Origin of the sequence: Pseudomonas sp. SED1 (assembly GCF_034044025.1) — a bacterium.
GTDB lineage: Bacteria > Pseudomonadota > Gammaproteobacteria > Pseudomonadales > Pseudomonadaceae > Aquipseudomonas.
On record NZ_JAXCIS010000044.1, the window covers coordinates 12863 to 33515 of the forward strand.

Sequence of the window (20653 nt, forward strand, 5' to 3'; positions counted from 1 at the left end):
TTTCTTTCCGTTCATTGCGACCTTTCGGGGTGAATGCGTGGAAATGGGAAAAGCGCCAGTACCCCTCAAGGAGCCCCTCGCCATGCACGCCATCAGCTTTATCCAGGACCTGGCCGTGATCATGCTCGTGGCCGGGGTGGTGACGATCCTGTTCCATCGGCTCAAGCAGCCAGTGGTGTTGGGGTATATCGTCGCCGGCTTCATCATCGGCCCGCACACCCCACCGTTCGGCCTGATCCACGATGAAGACACCATCAAGACCCTGGCCGAGCTTGGGGTGATTTTCCTGATGTTCTGCCTGGGCCTCGAATTCAGCCTGCGCAAGCTGTTCAAGGTCGGCGCCACTGCGTTTATCGCGGCGTTCCTTGAGATCATCCTGATGATCTGGATCGGCTACGAAATCGGCCGCTGGTTCGACTGGAACACCATGGACTCACTGTTCCTGGGCGCTATCCTGGCGATTTCCTCCACCACCATCATCGTCAAGGCCCTCAATGACCTGAAGATGAAAAACCAGCGCTTTGCCCAGCTGATTTTCGGTGTGCTGATCGTTGAAGACATCCTCGGCATCGGCATCATCGCCTTGCTGTCGAGCATCGCCGTCAGCGGTACGGTCAGCTCCGGCGAAGTGTTCTCCACGGTCGGCAAACTCTCATTGTTCATGATCGTTGCGCTGGTGATCGGGATTTTGCTGGTGCCGCGCCTGCTTGAGTACGTGGCCAAATTCGAAAGCAATGAGATGCTGTTGATCACCGTGCTTGGCCTGTGCTTCGGCTTCTGCCTGCTGGTGGTCAAGCTGGAATACAGCATGGTGCTGGGGGCGTTCCTGATCGGTGCGATCATGGCTGAATCCCGGCAACTGTTGAAGATTGAGCGCCTGATCGAACCGGTTCGCGACATGTTCAGCGCGATCTTCTTTGTCGCCATCGGCTTGATGATTGATCCGCAGATTCTGCTGCAATACGCCTGGCCGATCGCGGTGATTACCGTGGCCGTGGTGCTGGGCAAGATGTTGTCCTGTGGCTTGGGGGCATTTATCGCTGGCAACGATGGCCGCACCTCGCTGCGGGTGGGGATGGGCCTGTCACAGATTGGCGAATTTTCATTCATCATCGCCGCGCTGGGGATGACGTTGCAGGTCACCAGTGACTTCCTGTATCCGGTGGCGGTAGCGGTTTCTGCGATCACCACTCTGCTTACCCCGTATCTGATTCGTGGCGCTGACCCGCTGTCGCTGAAGATAGCGGCTGTGATGCCCAAGCGCATGAGCCGGGTGTTCGGGATGTATGGCGAGTGGCTGCGCAGCATTCAGCCTCAGGGCGAGGGTGCGATGCTGGCGTCGATGATCCGCAAGATCATTTTGCAGGTGGGTGTGAATCTGGCGTTGGTGGTGGCGATCTTCTTTGCCGGCAGCTTTTTTGCGGCGCGCATTGGCAGTTATGTGGAAGGCTGGATCAGCGATCCGAGCTGGCAGAAAGCATTGATCTGGGGTGGGGCATTGCTGCTGTCGCTGCCGTTTTTGATTGCGGCGTACCGCAAGCTCAAGGCGCTTTCGATGCTGTTGGCGGAGATGAGCGTGAAGCCGGAAATGGCTGGGCGCCACACTCAGCGCGTGCGCCGGGTGATCGCCGAAGTGATCCCGATTCTTTCGCTGTTGGTGATTTTCCTGCTATTGGCAGCCTTGTCGGCCAGTATCCTGCCGACCAACAAGTTGCTGGTACTGATCGCCGTGGTAGCGGCCGCCGTGGCCGCCGTGCTGTGGCGCTGGTTCATCCGCGTGCATACGCGGATGCAGGTCGCCTTGCTGGAGACCCTGGATAACCACAAGGACACGTTGTAGGAGCGAGCTTGCTCGCGAAAAACCCGAGAGCGCCGCGTTCACTCAGGAGGCCAGCGTTATCGTTGATGATTTTCGCGAGCAAGCTCGCTCCTACAGGGGTCTTAGCTTTCCAGCCAGACGTCCCGCGCCCAGTGCCATACCGATTCCCAGGTTTCTTCAGTGACGAGTTCTTCTTCGCCGGACCACAGCACCACGGTGCCGTCTTCTTCGACGCAGTAGTAGTCGTCGCCGTCCTGGCAGATCGGGATCATGCTGCGGTCAACGCCGGCATCCCAGGCGTTGGCGGCAACGTCCGGCAGGTAGGTGTGGGACTGTGGGTCGGTGACGGTCACCGGCTCCAGGCTGCCGTAGACCACGTCGCTGACGGTCAGCAGGAATTCACGGAAGACGAACGGGATATCGATGAACAGTTGTTCCTCGATTTCCACCAGTTGGTCTTCGTCAGGCAGCTCCAGAGGAACCGGTACCGGTTCGTTGGCTTCACGCAATTGTTCGATAACTTCTTCCACGGCCGGGATCCTCTTGCTAGATGGCGCGGTTAATAGGGGCGTTTTATACAGTAGCTCGCTATAAGTGCAACCGTGAAATAGAAAACCCCGGACAAGTCCGGGGTTTTTGTTACAGCGCACTCAAAGCGTGCAGGGATCAGCCGTTCTGGCGGATACCGGCGACCAGCCAAGGCTGGTTTTCGCCCTGTGGACGTTCCATGTTCCAGCTTTCGCTGAACACTTCGCCCTGGTCGAAACGCGAGGTCTTCGACACGCCGCTGAAGGTCAGGGTGGCGATGGTCTTGTCGGCGCGGTCATCCACACCTTCAAGCTGCACTTTCAGGTCTTCGATGTAGGTCGACTGGAAGCCGTCGCCCAAGTCAGCACGTTCGCGCTTGAGGAACTCCAGCAATTGCGGGGTCACGAACTCGGCGATCTTGTCCATTTCGTTGGCGTCCCAGTGTTGCTGCAGCGCCTGGAAGTGGCCACGAGCGGCTTCGACGAAACGCTCTTCGTTGAACCAGGCTGGCGCATTGATCACCGGACGAGCGGCTGGTGCGGCCGAACCCCCAAAGATCGAACCCATTGCAGCAGGCTTTTGCTCAAACACTTCACGCTGCATCGGCGCGCCGGCTGGAGACATGTGCTCCTGCTGCTTGCGGCGACGGGCGGCGATAAAGCGGAAGATCAGGAAGGCGATGACCGCCATGATCAGGATGTCGAAGATCTGCATGCCCTGGAAGCCGCCGCCCATGAACATGGAGGCGAGCAGGCCACCGGCCGCGATACCGGCCAGAGGGCCCAACCAGCGCGAAGCACCGCCAGCCTTGGCAGCGGCGCCTGCTGCACCGGCAGCACCAGCGGTCGCAGCTGCGCCGCCCATGCCGCCGCCGGCAGGGGCCATTTGGCTGGTCTGGTGGCTCGGCGCCGAACCCATGGATTTGCCGCCACCGAAGCGCTTGGCGTTGGCGTCGAGGCTCATTGTCAGGCCGATGCACAACGCCATGGCGATGCTAAGAAAACGTTTCATAAAGGGAATTCCCATTTGTGGATTGCACGCGCGCCATGTTGCACAGGTGTGTTGGCAGTGGCCAGCGGCATAATGTTTCGGGCTTTTGCGTAGGGCCAATACCGAATCGTCTGTAGGACTTAGTACAGATATTGGCCCCACCGTTGCCAAATACAAGGGCGGGCCAACATCCTTCATGTTCTGCAGTTGTTTCAGATTGCTTCGAGCTTGGCGTAGCCCATCATCAGCCACTTGCTGCCTTCGGCGAAGTTCACCTGCACCCGGGCCTGGGCACCGGCGCCTTCGAAGTTGAGGATAACGCCTTCGCCGAAGACCGCATGCTTGACCTGCTGGCCAAGGCTGAACGGCGTTTCGGGAATTTCAGAACCGGCAAACATGCTGCTGGAGTTCTGCTGCTGGCCGCCGCCGAACGGTCGGCTGACGCTGTTGGAGAGGCGCACTTCCTGAATCAGTCCTTTCGGCACTTCACGTACGAAGCGCGACACCTTGTTGTAGGTCTCACTGCCGTACAGGCGCCGGGTTTCGGCGTAGGTCATCACCAGGTTCTGCATGGCCCGGGTGATGCCCACATAGGCCAGGCGGCGTTCCTCTTCCAGGCGGCCGGGCTCTTCCAGGCTCATCTTGTGGGGGAACAGGCCTTCTTCCATGCCCACCAGGAACACGTACGGGAACTCCAGGCCCTTGGCGCTGTGCAAGGTCATCAGCTGGATGCTGTCTTCATGCTCGTCAGCCTGGGTGTCGCCGGCTTCCAGCGAAGCGTGGCCGAGGAATGCCGCCAGTGGCGTCAGGTCTTCGTCTTCTTCGTTGTTTTCGAACGCGCGGGCGGCGCTGACCAGTTCCTCAAGGTTTTCTACCCGGGCCTGGCCTTTCTCGCCTTTTTCCGCTTCGTGGTAGGCGATCAAGCCGGACTGCTCGATCACGGTCTGGGTCATCAGGTGCAGGGGCATTTCCATGCACTTGGCGGCCAGGTTCTCGATCAGCTCGACAAACACGCTCAAGGCACCGGCAGCACGGCCGGTCAGGCCCTTGTTGGCGATCAGCAGGCGCATGGCTTCCCACATCGACACATCGCTGTGGCGTGCATGGTCGCGAATCGCCTCGACGGTCTTCTCGCCGATGCCGCGGGCCGGGATATTGATCACCCGCTCCAGCGCCGCATCGTTGCCGCGACCTTCCAGCAAGCGCAGGTAGGCCATGGCGTTCTTGATTTCAGCACGTTCGAAGAAGCGCTGGCCGCCATAGATACGGTACGGAATGCGCTCGCGCAGCAAGGCCTCTTCCAGCACCCGTGATTGGGCGTTGGAACGATAAAGAATCGCGATATCGCTGCGGGCCAGGCCGGTTTTCAGGGCGCTTTCGATGGTTTCCACCACGTAGCGCGCTTCATCGTGCTCGTTGAAGGCGGCGTACAGGTTGATCGCCTCGCCTTCGCCGCCGTCGGTCCACAACTCTTTGCCCAGGCGCCCGGTGTTGTTGGCGATCAAGGCGTTGGCGGCCTTGAGAATCCCGGCCGTGGAGCGGTAGTTCTGCTCCAGGCGGATGGTTTCGGCGTCCGGGAAGTCGTCGCTGTACTGGTAGATGTTCTCGATTTTCGCGCCGCGCCAGCCGTAGATCGACTGATCGTCGTCGCCCACCACCATCAGGCTGTCGCCGCCCTTGGCCAGCAAGCGCAACCAGGCGTACTGCACGGCGTTGGTGTCCTGGAACTCGTCCACCAGGATGTGCCGGAAGCGTTTCTGGTAGTGCGCCAGCAAGCCCGGGTTGTCGCGCCACAGGTCGAGGGCGCGCAGCAGCAGTTCGGAGAAGTCGATGACGCCGGCGCGCTGGCAGGCCACTTCATAGGCTTCATAAATGCTGCGCATGGTGGCCAGGAACAGGTCGCCGCTGGCCTGGATATGTTGCGGGCGCAGGCCTTCATCTTTCTGGCCGTTGATAAACCACTGGGCCTGACGGACCGGCCAGCGTTGCTCATCCAAGCCCAACTCGCGGATCACCCGCTTGACCAGGCGTTGCTGGTCGTCGCTGTCGAGAATCTGGAAGGTCTGGGCGAGGCCGGCCTCCTGCCAATGGGCCCGCAACAAGCGGTGCGCCAGGCCGTGGAAGGTGCCCACCCACATGCCGGCCGGGCTGATGCCCATCAACTGCTCGATGCGATGGCGCATCTCGGCAGCGGCCTTGTTGGTGAAGGTCACCGACAGGATGGAGTGAGGTGAGGCGTTCTCGACCTGGATCAACCAGGCGATACGGTGCACCAGCACTCGGGTTTTACCGGAGCCAGCACCGGCCAGGACCAACTGACGGCCAACGGGGGCTGCTACGGCCTGGCGTTGGGCATCGTTGAGGGAGTTCAGCAAAAGGGAGAGATCATCGCGCATCGGCGCATTCTAGGGTGCCCGGGGGAGTCGGGCAAATCCCAATGCCGGATGGTCGCGGGAAAATTTCAGGGACTACACTGGATAAGGCAACAATCTATTCACGGTGATGACCGGTCGGTCATCGCCCACAGCCCGCGCCCTGTCTCACTCAAGCTGTCTGGCTCCAAGGTTTGCGCCTGATTGTCGCGCTGTTTTTATGACGCGGAGCAGTTTGGCCCGAGCGTTTGCTTGTGTATGCTCCGTCGACGTTTCGGGCTCACCATTATAAGAACATTGCCTATGACCCTTAGCACTGACCTGGCTGGCCCCTCGGTGGCGCCGGCGCAGGTTATCCGCAAACACTACGCCATGGAGATGGCGGTCGAGCGCACGCGCCTGCTGTACCAAGGCTCCCTGCTGCCTACCTTATTAATGCTGGTGAACGGACTGGTCTGCGCCTGGTTGCTCTGGAGCCCGCAGCGCTATCTGCTGGACAGCATTTGGCTGGTGTGGCTGCTGGCGCTGGTGGCCCTGCGGGTGATTCAGGTGGCGGCGTTCGAGTCCGCTATGCCGAGCCGCCAGGCACAGCCGATCTGGCGCCGCATGTTCATGCTGGGCTCGGCCGTCAGCGGCCTGACGCTGGCCAGTGCTGCCATCGCCCTGGTGCCGGTGGACAGCTTCGCGCAGCAGGCCTGGGTGTTCGGCTTGCTCGGCGCGGCGACCTTGTCCGCCAGTGTGGCCTACGCCGTCAGCCTGCCAGCATTCCTGTCGTTTGCCTTGCCCTGCCTGGTGCCGGCGATTATCTATCTGTTCTGGAGCGGTGACCCGCAGCAGCAAGGCTGGGGTTGCCTGGGCCTGATTTTGCTGGCGTCTTTAAGCCTGGTGGCGTGGCAGGTCAATCGCTTGATTCAACGCGGGCTGCTCAGGCGCTTCCAGAACCAGGCGTTGATCGAGCATCTGCAGCAAGCGCAGCAGCGCAGCGAGCAGCTGAATCAGGAACTGGTGCGTGAAGTGGAGCAACGACGCCAGGTCGAGCAAGAGCTGCGTGAGGCGCAGATCGGCCTGCAGCAGCGTGTCGATCAGCGTAGCCAGGAACTGGATGTCGCCAGCCTGGCCCTGAGCAAAAGCGAGGCGCGCCTGGCGATGGCATTGCAGGCCAGCGAACTGGGCCTGTGGGACTGGAACCTGCAAACCGACGAGGTCCACCACACCCAACTCAAGGAACTGTTCGGCCTGGAGCCGGAATACGTCACAGCGATGCTCAGCCATCTCAAGCCGCGGCTGCACCCGGACGATTTGCCGCTGCTCAAGCGTGCGCTGGTGGAACACCTGAAAGGCCGCAGCGAGGATTATCTGGTGGAATACCGGGTGCGCCATGGCGATGGCCATTGGGTGTGGATTCAGGACCGTGGCCGCGCCGTGGAGCGCTCGCCCAGTGGACGCGTCACACGGATGCTCGGCACCCGCCGCGACATCAGCGCCGGCAAGGTCCTGGAAGAACAGCAGCGCCTGGCATCGACGGTGTTCGAGGCGGCCAGCGAAGGCATCGTGATCCTGAACCCAGACTATGTGCTGGTTGCGGTCAACCAGGCGTTCAGCCGCGTCACCGGCTTCGATATTGATGACATGATCGGCCGCAATGTCGTCGAACTGCCCAGCAGCCGCGACGCACGTCGCCATTTCCCGGTGATCCGCCAGGCGCTGCTCAGCCACGGTACCTGGCAGGGCGAGCTGGTGGAAACCCGCAAGAATGGCGAACTCTACCCACAATGGCTGCAACTCAATGTGGTGCGGGATATTCGGGGAAATGTCAGCCACATCGTCGGCTTCTTCGCTGATCTGTCCGCGCGGCGCGAATCCGAGGAGCGCATGCGCTACCTCACGCATTACGACGAATTGACCGGGTTGGCGAACCGTTCACTGTTCCGCGAACGGCTGCGCGAAGCCCATCAACGGGTGCGCCAAGGCGGCCGCAGCCTGGCCTTGCTGCATATCAACCTGGATCGTTTCAAGCTGCTCAACGACAGCCTCGGGCATGAAGTGGCCGACCAGTTATTGCAGAAAATGGCCCGCCGCTTGATCAACGCCTTGCCCGAAGCCGACACCATTGCGCGGCTCTCTGGCGATGAATTCGCCGTGCTGTTCGATGCGTACGGCAACCTGTCGAGCCTGGCGCGGGTGGCCACGCGGTTGCTGGCCAAGTTGCGGGTGCCGGTGACGGTGGAAGGGCATGAACTGGTGGTCAGCGCCTCAATGGGCGTCAGCCTGTTGCCCGACAATGCGCGGGAAATATCCGCGCTGGTCAGCCAGTCGAACATGGCGATGCAGCACGCCAAGCATTTGGGCGGGAATAATTTCCAGTTCTACACCGACAGCCTGCAAGCCAGCACCCTGGAGCGTTTGCAGCTGGAAAACCAGCTGCGCAAGGCGATTGATGAGCGCCAACTCACCGTGTTCTACCAACCCAAGCTGTGCCTGGCCAGCGGCAAGCTGAATGCCGCTGAGGCCTTGATCCGCTGGGAGCATCCGCAGTGGGGCATGGTGCCGCCGGGGGATTTTATCGGGCTGGCCGAAGAAACCGGATTGATCGTACCGCTCGGGGAGTTCGTGTTGCGCCAGGCCTGCTGGCAAGCCTGTGAGTGGCAGCGCCAGGGGCTGGAACCGATTCGGGTGTCGGTCAATCTGTCGGTGCATCAGTTGCGCCAAGGGAAGCTGGTCAGTCTGGTGCGTCAGGTGCTGGAAGAAACCGGGCTTGATCCGCAGTACCTGGAGCTGGAGCTGACCGAAAGCCAACTGCTCGACAGTGTCGAGCACATCATTTCCACCTTCCAGCAACTGCGCGACTTGGGTGTGAAACTGGCGATTGATGATTTCGGCACCGGCTACTCGTCCCTCAGTTACCTCAAGCGCATCCCTGTGGATTACGTGAAGATCGACCAGACCTTCATCCGCGGCCTAGGGCAGGGCCGCGAAGATGCCTCGATCACCCGTGCAATCATCGCCATGGCCCACGGGCTGTCGCTCAAGGTGGTGGCCGAGGGCGTGGAAGATCAGCAGCAGCTGGATTTCCTGCGGGCCGAGCAATGCGATGAAGTGCAGGGCTATTTGATCAGTCGGCCAGTGGAAGCGGACGGTCTGGCGGATTTGTTACGAAAAAATGCCGATTTTCCGTAGTTAAGCCCAAGCCGCACGCGGGGCTACATCGAGCCTGCCCGCTGTTTCAGCGGGCAGCAGCGTGATTAAGTGATGCATCGAGCGGGCAAATCGGTAATTCTTGTAGTATAACTACAAGCTTGCTACATCCCTGGCGTCTGCCAATAACAAGAGTCCAGCCCTTTGAACCTGTTGCAACATATCGCCCAGTCGCGCCACCTGTTACGCAAATCGGAACTCAAGGTTGCCGATCACGTGCTGCTTGACCCTGCGGCTGTGATGCACAGTTCCATGGCTGACCTGGCCCACAGCGTGGGCATCAGCGAGCCGACCATCGTGCGCTTCTGCCGCGCCATCGGTTGCTCCGGGTTCCAGGACTTGAAGCTCAAGCTGGCCCAGAGCCTCGCCGCCGGTGCGAGCTTCGGGCAGTTCGCGATTCACGAAGACGACTCCGTCGCCGACTACAGCCTGAAAATCTTCGACACCACCCTGCATACCCTGATGGAAGTGCGGGAAAAGCTCGACCCGGTGGAACTGCAAAAAGCCGTGACCGCCATGTCCCAGGCCCAGCGCGTGGAGTTCTATGGTTTCGGCGCGTCCGGTGCGGTGGCGGCGGATGCCCAGCACAAGTTCTTCCGTTTGCTGCTGACTGCGGCGGCCTACAGCGACCCGCACATGCAGGCGATGTCGGCGGTAACGCTGAAGCCCACCGACGTGGCGATCTGCATTTCCCAGTCGGGCCGCTCCAAGGATTTGCTGATCACCGCCAACCTGGTACGTGAAAGCGGCGCAACCCTGATTACCCTGTGCCCGAGCCAGACGCCTTTGGCGGAGCTGTCGACCGTCAACCTGGCGATCGATGTGCACGAAGACACTGAAATCTACACACCATTGACCTCGCGTATCGCCCACCTGGTGGTGATCGACGTGCTGGCGATGGGCGTGGCCATGGCGCGCGGCCCGAGCCTGGTCAACCACCTCAAGAGCGTGAAGCGCAGCTTGCGCAGCCTTCGGTTGTCGCCCAAATCCGTAAAAGCCCTCGACGACTGATAGTTTGTACGCGGACCAACTGTGGGAGCGGGCTTGCTCGCGAATGCGCAGTGTCAGTCACCGAATATGCTGGCTGGCCCACCGCATTCGCGAGCAAGCCCGCTCCCACATTTTGATTGGGTTCTGCCCCGGAAGATTCATCGTCCTGTCATCCCCGTGCCGCTAAACCGTCATTGCCCAAGCCTATCCTGAACTCCCCTTACTCGCATTGGGAGACTCGAAATGGCTCGGCAATACGAAGAAAGCAACAGCACCGTCAAGACTCGTCGCCAACAGGAAGACCAGCGCCGCATGGCCTTCCGTCGTGCAATTGAAGACCGCTGCGATCAGCGTCAATTGCAACAGAGCATCAGTGACTATCCGGAACTTCATTGGCAGGCACTCGCGGCTGCCCAGCGAAGCGCTCAGCCAGCGCGCTGATCTGTAGCCGCTCGCTGCGGATAAAGCCCAGGAATGCATGGGCCACCGGTGACAGACGCTTGGCCTTGGCCTGCACCAGGCACCAACTGCGGTACAGCGGCAGTTCTTCCACCGGCAGCTCCTTGAGCCCGCCGGTGGCCAGTTCCAGGTTGACCGCGTGGCGCGTCAGCAGTGCCACGCCCAACCCGGCGGTCACGCACTCTCGCTGCGCCTCGGCCGAGGACACTTCCACCGTCTGGGTGAAGTGCACGCGCTTCTCCTTGAAGTACTCCTCGCACGCCATCCGCGTCCCGGACCCTGGCTCGCGTAACAGCAGCGTGTAAGGCTCCAGGTCCTGCAAACGCAGCGGCCCTTGATGGCTCAGCGGATGGTCGTGGGGCGCCACGGCAACAATCGGGTTGTTCAGGAACGGCAGGAATTCCAGGCCCATGTCCTGGGGCACCATGGACATGATCACCAGGTCATCACGGTTGTCCGACAGCCTGCGAATCACCTGGGCGCGGTTGACCACCGTCAGGTGCAGGTTGACCTCCGGGTGCTGGCGCTTGAAGGCGGCAAACAGGTGCGGCACGAAGTACTTGGCGCTGGATTCCACCGCCAGTTTCAGCTGGCCTTGCAATGAGCCCTGCATGTCGGAGAGCTGCATATCGAGGTTTTCCAGGCGCCCGAAGATGTCTCGGCTCGCCCGTTGCAACGCTTCGGCTGCTTCAGTCATATAGAGCTTTTTGCCGACGTAATCGAATAACGGCTGGCCCAGCAGCTCTTCCAGCTGCTTGATTTGTAGGCTAACGGCCGGCTGCGTGAGAGACATTTCCTCGGCCGCACGGCTGTAGGAGCGCAAATCACAGACCTCATTGAAAATCTGCAACTGACGCAATGTCATACGCATCAATGACTTACGCATTGTTCAAGCCCTCCCGCCGACCGCTGATGCGCTGACTATAAGTCTTTACTTATACACAACCCAATTATTATTGATTTTTGTTAATCCCTGCTGGGGCATAGTGTGTGTCTCGCGACTGGCTTGAAACATTTGGTCACGCGCCGACCCGGCTCCAGCGGGTCGAAGTAGCTAGCAATCGGCTCAAGGGAATTTCCAAGTGATAAAAAAGATCCTGATCGCCAACCGTGGTGAGATTGCCGTACGTATCGTGCGTGCTTGCGCCGAGATGGGTATTCGTTCGGTCGCGGTCTATTCCGATGCCGATCGCCATGCCCTGCATGTAAAGCGCGCAGATGAAGCCCACAGCATCGGCGCCGAGCCATTGGCCGGTTACCTGAACCCGCGCAAGCTGGTGAACCTCGCGGTGGAAACCGGTTGCGACGCGCTGCACCCCGGCTACGGCTTTCTCTCGGAAAACGCCGAGCTGGCAGATATTTGCGCCGAACGCGGGATCAAATTCATCGGCCCATCGGCCGAAGTGATTCGCCGCATGGGCGACAAGACCGAAGCCCGCCGCAGCATGATCAAGGCCGGCGTGCCGGTCACCCCGGGCACCGAAGGCAACGTTGCCGACATCGCTGAAGCTCTCACCGAAGGCGACCGTATCGGTTACCCGGTGATGCTCAAGGCCACCTCCGGTGGTGGCGGTCGCGGCATTCGTCGCTGCAACAGCCGTGAAGAACTCGAACAAGCCTTCCCTCGCGTGATTTCCGAAGCCACCAAGGCGTTCGGTTCGGCGGAAGTGTTCCTGGAAAAATGCATCGTCAATCCCAAGCACATTGAGGCGCAGATCCTCGGTGACAGCTTTGGCAACGTGGTGCATTTGTTCGAGCGTGATTGCTCGATCCAGCGCCGCAACCAGAAGCTGATCGAAATCGCCCCGAGCCCCCAGCTGACCCCTGAACAGCGCGCCTACATCGGCGACCTGTCGGTGCGCGCAGCCAAGGCCGTGGGCTACGAGAACGCCGGCACCGTGGAGTTCCTGCTCGCCGAGGGCGAGGTGTACTTCATGGAGATGAACACCCGGGTGCAGGTGGAACACACCATCACCGAAGAAATCACCGGCATCGACATTGTGCGTGAGCAGATCCGCATCGCGTCGGGCCTGCCGCTGTCGGTCAAGCAGGAAGACATTCAGCACCGGGGTTTCGCGTTGCAGTTCCGGATCAACGCCGAAGACCCGAAGAACAACTTCCTCCCAAGTTTCGGCAAGATCACCCGTTACTACGCACCCGGCGGCCCCGGCGTGCGCACCGACACGGCGATCTATACCGGCTACACCATCCCGCCGTTCTACGACTCCATGTGCCTGAAGCTGGTGGTGTGGGCGTTGACCTGGGAAGAAGCCATGGACCGCGGCCTGCGCGCCCTGGACGACATGCGCCTGCAAGGCGTGAAGACCACCGCCGCCTATTACCAGGAAATCCTGCGCAACCCGGAATTCCGCAGCGGCCAGTTCAACACCAGTTTCGTGGAAAGCCACCCTGAGCTGACCAACTACTCGATCAAGCGCAAACCCGAAGAGCTGGCCCTGGCCATCGCCGCCGCCATCGCCGCCCACGCAGGCCTGTGAGGAATATAAGAATGAGCAAGAAGATCTTCGTAACCGACACCATCCTGCGCGACGCCCACCAATCGTTGCTGGCGACCCGCATGCGCACCGACGACATGCTGCCGATCTGCGACAAGCTCGACAAAGTCGGCTACTGGTCCCTGGAAGTCTGGGGCGGCGCGACCTTCGACGCCTGCGTACGCTTTCTGAAAGAAGACCCGTGGGAGCGCCTGCGCAAGCTGCGTGCGGCATTGCCCAACACGCGCCTGCAAATGCTGCTGCGCGGCCAGAACCTGCTGGGCTACCGCCACTACAGCGACGACGTAGTCAAAGCCTTCGTCGCTAAAGCTGCCGTCAACGGTATCGACGTGTTCCGTATCTTCGATGCGATGAACGACGTGCGTAACCTGCGTGTGGCCATCGAAGCGGTAAAAGCAGCGGGCAAACATGCCCAGGGTACCATCGCCTACACCACCAGCCCTGTGCACACCGTCGAAGCGTTCGTGGCCCAGGCCAAGCAGTTGGAATCCATGGGTTGCGACTCGATCGCGATCAAGGACATGGCCGGCCTGCTGACGCCGTACGCTACCGGCGAACTGGTCAAGGCGCTGAAAGCCGAGCAAAGCCTGCCGATCTTCATCCACTCCCACGACACCGCCGGCCTGGCTGCGATGTGCCAACTCAAGGCTATCGAAAACGGCGCCGACCATATCGACACCGCCATCTCCAGCTTCGCCTGGGGCACCAGCCACCCGGGCACCGAGTCGATGGTCGCCGCCCTTAAAGGCAGCGAGTTCGACACCGGCCTGAGCTTGGAACTGCTGCAGGAAATCGGCCTGTACTTCTACGCCGTGCGCAAGAAGTACCACCAGTTCGAAAGCGAATTCACGGCGGTCGATACCCGTGTGCAAGTCAACCAGGTACCGGGCGGGATGATTTCCAACCTGGCCAACCAGTTGAAAGAGCAGGGCGCGCTGAACCGCATGAGCGAAGTGCTGGCTGAAATCCCGCGGGTGCGTGAAGACCTCGGCTTCCCGCCGCTGGTTACCCCGACCTCGCAGATTGTCGGCACCCAGGCGTTCTTCAACGTGCTGGCCGGCGAGCGCTACAAGACCATCACCAACGAAGTGAAGCTGTACCTGCAAGGCGGCTACGGCAAGGCGCCGGGCACTGTGAATGAAAAACTGCGGCGCCAGGCCATCGGCAGCGAAGAAGTTATCGACGTCCGTCCGGCCGATCTGCTCAAGCCGGAAATGACCAAGCTGCGCGGCGAAATCGGCGCGCTGGCCAAGTCCGAAGAAGACGTGCTGACCTACGCCATGTTCCCGGACATCGGCCGCAAGTTCCTCGAAGAGCGTGATGCCGGCACCTTGAGCCCTGAAGTGTTGTTGCCGATTCCTGAAGCCGGCGGCGTGGCCCGCGCCGGTGGTGAAGGTGTGCCGACCGAGTTCGTGATCGACGTGCACGGCGAAAGCTACCGCGTGGATATCACCGGGGTGGGCGTCAAGGCTGAAGGCAAGCGCCACTTCTACCTGTCCATCGACGGCATGCCCGAAGAAGTGGTGTTCGAACCGCTCAACGAATTCGTCAGCAGCGGCGGCAGCAAGCGCAAGCACGCCACCGAGCCGGGTCATGTCAGCACGGCGATGCCGGGCAACATCGTCGACGTGCTGGTCAAGGAAGGCGATGAGGTCAAGGCCGGCCAGGCCGTGTTGATCACTGAAGCGATGAAGATGGAGACCGAAGTACAGGCGTCTATCGCCGGCAAGGTCACCGCCGTTCACGTGGCCAAGGGCGACCGGGTCAACCCGGGTGAAATCCTGATTGAAATCGAAGGCTGACTGACAGCCTTCGACACTACCGCTTAATCCTCGGGGGGGCATGTGCCCCCTTTTTTTTCGCCTGGGATTTGCCCTCAGGCCGCCACGGCTTCCTTGGGTTTGAACGCCACAAAAACGCCGGTTGGGGTGTAGATCAGCTCCGGGGTGTAGGCCTTCAGGTTGCTGGTAACCGTGCCGAACTCGCCGTCAAACTGCTGGGCATCAACCACCCGTAGTTGCCGCGCCAGGAGCTGGTCGGTCTCGGCGGTGACTTCGATGTTCAACGTGGCGTTGTTCAGGACGGCGCGGTTGTCGACTTTCAACGTGCTGTGGGTTTCATCCGTGCCGACCTTGAAGGCCAGTGTCGAACCCGGTTCAAGGCGCAAGGTGTCCTTGACCCTTGTCTGCGACTTCGTGGCCGGGTCGAGCTGCAGGGTGCCCGCAACATTCAGGCTACCGACGGTGCCTCCCGTGTAAGTACCTCCCGGGCGTACGTGCATCTCCCCGCCGATTCGGCTTTTGTTGATCAGGGTCGCGTTGGCGTAGACCTCGCCGTTCTGGTTGGCGGGCACGGGGCCGGTCAAGGTCCAGGCGCCGCTGCCCACCCACAGGTGTTGCATCTGGCTGGCGCCGTCAAAGGTGCCACCCTTGGCACTGTCCAGGAGCACCTGATTGGTGCCGCTGCCTCCGTCGACTGCGCCGTCGAAACCGCCGCTGCTGCGCACAATCAACAGGTCGTCGCCGCCGCCCATGTCCAGGGCAATGCCGTTGCTGCCTTTGATCATGCCTGCGTTCACCACCTCGTCTGCCTGGTTGCCCGCAAGTTTTACCCCGGTACCCTTTTTGTTTTCGATAAGGCCCTGGTTTTCCAGCCAGACAGGGTTCTGGCCGGCGCTTGAAAGGCCTTGGGTCGTGGCGGTAGGCGAGTTGGTGATTTCGATGCCTCGCAGTGAAGTGCGGGGGCCGGTTTTGGCGTAGGGGGAAATCAGCTGGCTGACACTATCGATGTCCAGTCCTGCCCCATTGTTGAGGGTTACGGAGATGGAGGTGAAGTTTGCGCCGACCGGGGCGGCTGAAGGTGGCCGAGGCGCCACGGCCTCGGCCAATGACCGAGTGCCGTAGGCCAGCAGGGAGCCCATGGAAGGAAAGTACGGGATTGTCGACGACATAATGTTCCGGCCTCTTGGGTAAAAGAGACCGGAATGTAGCGAGCAACCCGGGTTGATGACTGTCAGGACATCGGGCCGATGCTTGCGGGATTGTTCCTCAATTCACTGAGGTTAGAACGCCATCCGCCAGTTGCCCATCAGTCCTTGTTGATGGCTGTTGCTGCCGACCTCGGCGGTATAGGCCAGGCCCACGGTCTGTTGCGCCGAGAGTGCCAGGTCGAGCCCGGTGTGCAGGGCCAGGCTGTCACGGTCAAGGGAGGTGCCTTCGATGTTGAAGTCACTGTTGAAGGTTGTCCGTTTTACCCAGGCGGAGGATTGGCGCACGCTGCTGCCCACGTCGCCGTAGAGATGCTTCCAGCTAGTGCTCAGATGCGGTTTCAAGGTCATGCGGTTATCCAGCTCAAACGCGCTGGCCATGCGCAGGCCGAAGTTACTGCTGAGGTTTTCCTGGGTCTGGGTGCCGACGTTCAGCGCTGTAAAACCGCCTTTTTCCTTGTAGCTGTCACGGTGATAGCGCTGGTAGCCGACACCGGCAAAAGGTTCGACGCTGAAGCTGCCCTTGTCCAGTTGATAGCCCAGTTCGGCGAAAGCGTTCTGGCTTTGGGCGTTGTATTTGCCTTTAGCCTGCTCGCGATAATCGACGAAGTCAAAGTCCACGGAACGTTTGGTTTGGCCGGCATGGCTGCTGTAGATCGCACCCAGGCGCAGGGCCAGGGGGCCGTCCTGCCGCACCGCGTAACCACCAAGGTGCCAGCTGTCCAGATCACCCTTGAAGCGTCTGGCGCTCAGGTCGCTGGCAGATTTGGCACCCATCACGCCCACTCGCCATGCGTCATTCACTGACCAGTCGCCACCCAGCATCAGGCCTTTTGTTCGGCGATCCAGCCCCGCGCTGCCGTGCTGCCCGTCGAGCTTGCCAGTGTCGCCCAGAGCCTGGAGCCAGACGTGGCCATTGCCTGCGCCATCGCTGACGTTGCGGCCATCGCTCAGTTGGCGCATGGCTGAAAGCAGGCTGCTATTGAGCTGTTTCATGCTGTCTTGAGTGGCAGTGCCGAGGTTGGCGTTCTGGCTGCCTGCCAGTTGCTCAAGGACTGCACCCACACGGCCTGGTGCCAGATCGCCGAGTTCCCGGGCGACACTTTCCAGTTCGTACTCATCCCATTCGTCGAGTTCTCCCGACTCGAGAAGGGTGTCCACGGCGGAGTCCAGCACGCGAGCGACCTGCTGACCGTTGCGGGTGGTCGCTTGGTTGGCGAAGTAGAAGTCGGGAGTGGGCTCGGATGGCGTGGGATACAGGTGGCCCTGTTGGCCGACCACCGGCTGTGAGGTGAACCACTCGCTGTCTGGATCAATCTCCCCTTGCGCCTGGACGAATTGAGCGCTGGTGGCTCCCAGTGCGAAGGTGATGGCAACAGCGAGTTGTTTCTGTAGGAGTGGCATGTAAACCGAACCTCTTGATGTATGAGGTCTGGAAATCTAGCGAGGTAAAGGGCGAATAAATGTCAGGCTATCCACCCTTGGCTCGCCGGAGATGTCTCTAGTGGGCTGCGATTAAAAACTCATCTGCCAATGCCCGATCAATCCATGAGTGCGGCTGTTATTGCCGATGTCGCCGTTGTAGCCCACGCCCAGCGTGTGGCGAGCCGACAGGCCAACATCCAGCCCGGCCTCCAGCATCAAGCTGTCACGGTCCAGTGCGCTGCCTTCGACGTTGAACGCGGTACCGCCCATCAGGAAGGCCTGGCGAGTGCTGCTGTCGACATCGCCGTAGGTGTGTTTCCAGCCGGCGCTGACCCGTGGCGTGAGGCTGATGCCATTGTCGAGCTGGCTCAGGTGCGCCAGGCGCAGGCCGAACGTGCTGCTGAAATTGTCCTGGGTTTGCCCATCGACACGCAGCGCGGCGGCGCCGCCTTTTTCGTTATAGCTGTCGCGGTGGTAGCGCTGGTAACCGAGGTTGGCGAACGGCTCGGCGCTGAGGCGCCCGCTGCCCAGGGCATAACCCAGTTCGGCGAAGGCTTGTTGGCTGTTGGCGTCGTAGTCACCTTTGGGGCGATCGCTGAAACCGTCGAAGGTCACGGTGCGTTTGCTGTCGCCTTGATGCCCACTGTAGGCAGCACCAAGGCGCAAGGCCAGCGGTCCACTCTGGCGCATGGCGTAGACGCCGGCGTGCCAGCTGTCGACGCTGCCATCGACGCCGGTGGTGTCCAGGTCTGTCTTCGAATAACCGCCCAGTACGCCCACGCGCCAGTCCGAATCGAGTGCCCAATCGGCTCCCAGCACGCTGCCCTTGGTGCGCTGGGTCAGGCCATTGCTGCCGTGGTCTCCGTCGAGCTTGCCGTAGCTGCCGATGCCTTGCAGCCACAGGCGGCCCCGGGCATTCGGATCGTTGAGGTTACGGGCTTCGGCGGGTACGCCAGTGGCGGCCAGTACGGGGGTGTCTTTTTGATCAAGGCCCACCAGCAATCCTGCGCCGCCGCCCAGTTGATGCATGGCGCTCAGCATGCTGTTGCCGACCTGGGCGCTGGCGCCGAGGGTCGCGCTGGTCAGGTTGGCGGTGCTGCTGCCTGCCAGTTGCTCAATGGCGGCACCGGCGCTGCTATTGGTGGTGTTGAGCAGCGCGTTATACAGCGGGTTGTTGTTGCCCAGGCTCGCCAGGGCATTGGCGGCGCGGGTGCCGTTGCCGGTGTTGGCGAACTGATTGAAGGCAATGTCATTACGGGTGTAGGTCAGGCCAACCTGGGTAGGGCTGTAATCCAGGGTGGGGGTGAGGAAGGCATAGTCGCTGGTGACCTTGCCGAATGTGCCATTGATACTGCCGGCCTGCAGCACCGTGTAGTGGCTCTGCCACGGGTAGGTGCCGGTGCCGGGATTGACCGCCAGGGTCGCGCCGTTCAGATAGGCAGTGCCACCGATCTGAACCGGTGCACTGCTGCCGTCGGGATTCACGCCATAGGCCAGGGTCGAGCCGCTGGTCATGGTCAGGTCGCGGGTGATGCTGGCGGTGCCGAGTGCAGTGTTGGTCTGCAACGTGCCTTTGACCAACAGGCTGCCGACGCTGCCGCCACCGGCATAAATACCGCCTTCATCGACGGTCACGTTGCCGGCGATCCCGCCTTGGTTGATCAGCTTGGCGCCGCTGAAAATCTCGCCGCCATCGCTGAAGTCACCGCTGCCGGTGAGGGTCCAGGTGCCTTGCTTCACGTCCAGCCATTCAAAGTTGCGGCTGTCGCCGAAACTGCCGCCGGCGGCGTCGTCCATGATCACGCGGTCATATCCGGTGCCGCCATCCACCACGCCGACAAAACGGCTGCCACCGAGCAGAGTCAGCTTGTCATCGCCGCCGCCCAAATCCAGGGCCAGGCCGTTGCTGCCGCTGATCAAGCCAGCGTTGACCACCGTGTCGGCAAACTCGCCGACGAACTTCACGCCGAAGCCATCCAGACCCTGGATGGTGCCGTGGTTGATCAGGGTCGTGGCTGCCAGTCCCGGGCCGTCGCTGCCGTCGTCCACCAGCACCGCGTTATTGGCGCCGCTCACCAGCGCGCCGACACCGTTGAACACATAGCCACCGCCAAGGGCGATGCCTTCGCTGCCGTTGGCAAAGCCGTTCTTGTCGACGCCACCGGCGCCCACGCCCTGGATGACTCCGTAGTTTTCAATGTGGGCGATCTTGTCGATGTCCACGCCGTCGCCGTCGCCATCTGGCTGCAGTCCGGAGAATGCGCCAGTGATGGTGCCGTGGTTGATCACCGTGCCGTCGCCGTCGGAGCCAAAGCCCGAGCCGTTGCGGCCGATCACCGTGCCGTAGTTGGTCAGCGTAGCGCCCAGGTCGGTGGTGATGCCGTGGCGGCCGCCGGAGATGAGGCCGTAGTTGGTGACGGTCACGCCGGTGGCGGAGTCGATGTCGACGCCGTCGAATTTGTCATCGCGCGAGTGGGTGTCACCGGTGGAAATCTCGCCGTAGTTGGTGATCGTAGCGTTGCCGCCGGTCTTCATGCCGTCGCTGGCGTCGCCGCGAATCAACCCGCCCAGGCGGTTGATGATGGTGGTGCTGACGTTGGGGCTGCGGATCGCATCCAGGTCCAGCCCTTGGCCGGTGGCGGAGCGAATGGTGCCGCTGTTGTCGATCAACAGGCTGCCGCTGGCGAAATTACTGTCGATGCGCAGCGCGTCGTTGGCACCCTGGATCACGCCGCCGGCGCGGTTGTAGATGCTGTAGTTGCGAGCGCCGGTGAGGTCGCCGCTGCTGTCGATCCCGCGGCCGCCGGTGGAGGCGATAGTGCCGGAGTTATCGATCCGCACGCCGTTGCCGCTGGTGCCATCTTTCAAGGTCACCGCGACTTTGGAGGTGGTGATGCTGCCCGGGGCCGAGATCGTCAACGAGTCACTGCCACCCAGGGTTTGCCCGGTGGTGGTGGGCGTGTCGATCTGCAGCGTCTTGGTTGGCGTGGGCGCCGCATCGACAAAACCGCTGCTGACCAGCAGGCCGAGAGTGAGCGCAAGGCGCTGGGGCGAAGGGGGCATGGCGGGCGACCTTGTTTTTGGAAAATAGTCGACCTGTATAGCGAAGGTTTTTTACAGAATGATGGCGGGGAGGTGACGGAAGAGTGCAATTTATTGCAGTTTTTGCAGCTTTATCATGCAATAAACGCAATATATTGCAGCTTGCCGTGTTCAGTCCGTTTGAATTGAAGGTGGGAGCGTTGAAGCTTCGTAGAAGCTTCGTAGAAGCTTGTAGGAAAAGGCGATCATGAGATTTTTGATCGTGGGCAAGTATTTTAAGGTATAGCCGCTGGCATATAGTCCGCCGGTTGCTGATTCGTAGGTGACTGAT

The 20653-nt window shown here is 61.1% G+C and carries 13 protein-coding genes; 6 read left to right on the top strand and 7 right to left on the bottom strand.

All coding sequences use genetic code 11. The features are described from left to right. Positions 1-82: 82 nt before the first annotated feature. A complete protein-coding gene (locus tag SNL23_RS05130) occupies positions 83-1840 on the top strand; it encodes a cation:proton antiporter (protein WP_076013222.1) in 1758 nt (585 codons plus the stop codon). A gap of 101 nt (positions 1841-1941) precedes the next feature. Here SNL23_RS05130 and SNL23_RS05140 read toward each other — a convergent pair whose 3' ends face one another. The 3 genes from SNL23_RS05140 to uvrD form a co-directional block, all read right to left on the bottom strand. Further along, positions 1942-2349 carry an SMI1/KNR4 family protein gene (locus tag SNL23_RS05140; protein ID WP_003213456.1) on the bottom strand — a complete coding sequence of 136 codons (408 nt, stop codon included), beginning with the start codon at positions 2347-2349 and terminating at the stop codon, positions 1942-1944. Positions 2350-2485: 136 nt separating this feature from the next. Then, a complete protein-coding gene (locus SNL23_RS05145) occupies positions 2486-3358 on the bottom strand; it encodes a Tim44 domain-containing protein (RefSeq protein ID WP_167664577.1) in 873 nt (290 codons plus the stop codon). Between the two features lie 191 nt (positions 3359-3549). Next, positions 3550-5733: a DNA helicase II gene (gene uvrD, locus SNL23_RS05150; protein ID WP_076013220.1), complete on the bottom strand. Its 2184-nt coding sequence runs from the start codon at positions 5731-5733 to the stop codon at positions 3550-3552. Between the two features lie 279 nt (positions 5734-6012). Here uvrD and SNL23_RS05155 point away from each other — a divergent pair, with 279 nt between their 5' ends. The 3 genes from SNL23_RS05155 to SNL23_RS05165 all read left to right on the top strand — a co-directional run bounded on the left by SNL23_RS05155 (position 6013) and on the right by SNL23_RS05165 (position 10335). Continuing rightward, on the top strand, positions 6013-8886 hold the full coding sequence (locus SNL23_RS05155; protein WP_167664576.1) for an EAL domain-containing protein: 2874 nt from the start codon (positions 6013-6015) through the stop codon (positions 8884-8886). 162 nt (positions 8887-9048) lie between these two features. Then, entirely contained in the window at positions 9049-9915 is an 867-nt protein-coding gene (hexR, locus tag SNL23_RS05160) for a transcriptional regulator HexR (protein WP_010168370.1), read from the top strand. Positions 9916-10137: 222 nt separating this feature from the next. Continuing rightward, on the top strand, positions 10138-10335 hold the full coding sequence (locus SNL23_RS05165) for a PA3496 family putative envelope integrity protein (protein ID WP_318301783.1): 198 nt from the start codon (positions 10138-10140) through the stop codon (positions 10333-10335). On the opposite strand, the gene SNL23_RS05170 is transcribed toward SNL23_RS05165, so the two are convergent. After that, a complete protein-coding gene (locus SNL23_RS05170; RefSeq protein ID WP_076013217.1) occupies positions 10265-11239 on the bottom strand; it encodes a LysR family transcriptional regulator in 975 nt (324 codons plus the stop codon). The genes SNL23_RS05165 and SNL23_RS05170 overlap by 71 nt on opposite strands. 196 nt (positions 11240-11435) lie before the next feature. Here SNL23_RS05170 and SNL23_RS05175 point away from each other — a divergent pair, with 196 nt between their 5' ends. Both SNL23_RS05175 and oadA read left to right on the top strand, forming a co-directional pair. Further along, positions 11436-12851, top strand: a complete 1416-nt coding sequence (locus SNL23_RS05175; RefSeq protein ID WP_003213442.1) for an acetyl-CoA carboxylase biotin carboxylase subunit — start codon at positions 11436-11438, stop codon at positions 12849-12851. An 11-nt stretch (positions 12852-12862) separates the two neighbouring features. Next, the gene (oadA, locus tag SNL23_RS05180) at positions 12863-14671 is read left to right on the top strand and encodes a sodium-extruding oxaloacetate decarboxylase subunit alpha (protein WP_318301784.1); all 1809 of its coding nucleotides are present in this window, start codon (positions 12863-12865) and stop codon (positions 14669-14671) included. Positions 14672-14745: 74 nt separating this feature from the next. Here oadA and SNL23_RS05185 read toward each other — a convergent pair whose 3' ends face one another. From SNL23_RS05185 to SNL23_RS05195, 3 genes are all read right to left on the bottom strand, one after another. Then, the gene (locus tag SNL23_RS05185) at positions 14746-15819 is read right to left on the bottom strand and encodes a hypothetical protein (protein ID WP_318301785.1); all 1074 of its coding nucleotides are present in this window, start codon (positions 15817-15819) and stop codon (positions 14746-14748) included. 111 nt (positions 15820-15930) lie between these two features. Beyond that, positions 15931-17259, bottom strand: coding sequence for an autotransporter outer membrane beta-barrel domain-containing protein (locus SNL23_RS05190; RefSeq protein ID WP_167663963.1), 1329 nt, complete (start codon positions 17257-17259; stop codon positions 15931-15933). A gap of 111 nt (positions 17260-17370) precedes the next feature. Beyond that, positions 17371-20343 (bottom strand): autotransporter outer membrane beta-barrel domain-containing protein, encoded by a 2973-nt coding sequence (locus tag SNL23_RS05195; RefSeq protein WP_318301786.1) that lies wholly within the window; start codon positions 20341-20343, stop codon positions 17371-17373. Between the last annotated feature and the right edge of the window lie 310 nt (positions 20344-20653).

Excerpts from the sequence above, each read along its gene's own strand:
- SNL23_RS05195 (WP_318301786.1), bottom strand. The coding sequence starts at position 20,343 with ATGCCCCCTTCGCCCCAGCGCCTTGCGCTCACTCTCGGCCTGCTGGTC.
- SNL23_RS05170 (WP_076013217.1), bottom strand. The coding sequence starts at position 11,239 with ATGCGTAAGTCATTGATGCGTATGACATTGCGTCAGTTGCAGATTTTC.
- SNL23_RS05130 (WP_076013222.1), top strand. The coding sequence starts at position 83 with ATGCACGCCATCAGCTTTATCCAGGACCTGGCCGTGATCATGCTCGTG.
- SNL23_RS05185 (WP_318301785.1), bottom strand. The coding sequence starts at position 15,819 with ATGTCGTCGACAATCCCGTACTTTCCTTCCATGGGCTCCCTGCTGGCC.
- uvrD (WP_076013220.1), bottom strand. The coding sequence starts at position 5,733 with ATGCGCGATGATCTCTCCCTTTTGCTGAACTCCCTCAACGATGCCCAA.
- SNL23_RS05155 (WP_167664576.1), top strand. The coding sequence starts at position 6,013 with ATGACCCTTAGCACTGACCTGGCTGGCCCCTCGGTGGCGCCGGCGCAG.
- SNL23_RS05165 (WP_318301783.1), top strand. The coding sequence starts at position 10,138 with ATGGCTCGGCAATACGAAGAAAGCAACAGCACCGTCAAGACTCGTCGC.
- SNL23_RS05145 (WP_167664577.1), bottom strand. The coding sequence starts at position 3,358 with ATGAAACGTTTTCTTAGCATCGCCATGGCGTTGTGCATCGGCCTGACA.
- SNL23_RS05190 (WP_167663963.1), bottom strand. The coding sequence starts at position 17,259 with ATGCCACTCCTACAGAAACAACTCGCTGTTGCCATCACCTTCGCACTG.
- oadA (WP_318301784.1), top strand. The coding sequence starts at position 12,863 with ATGAGCAAGAAGATCTTCGTAACCGACACCATCCTGCGCGACGCCCAC.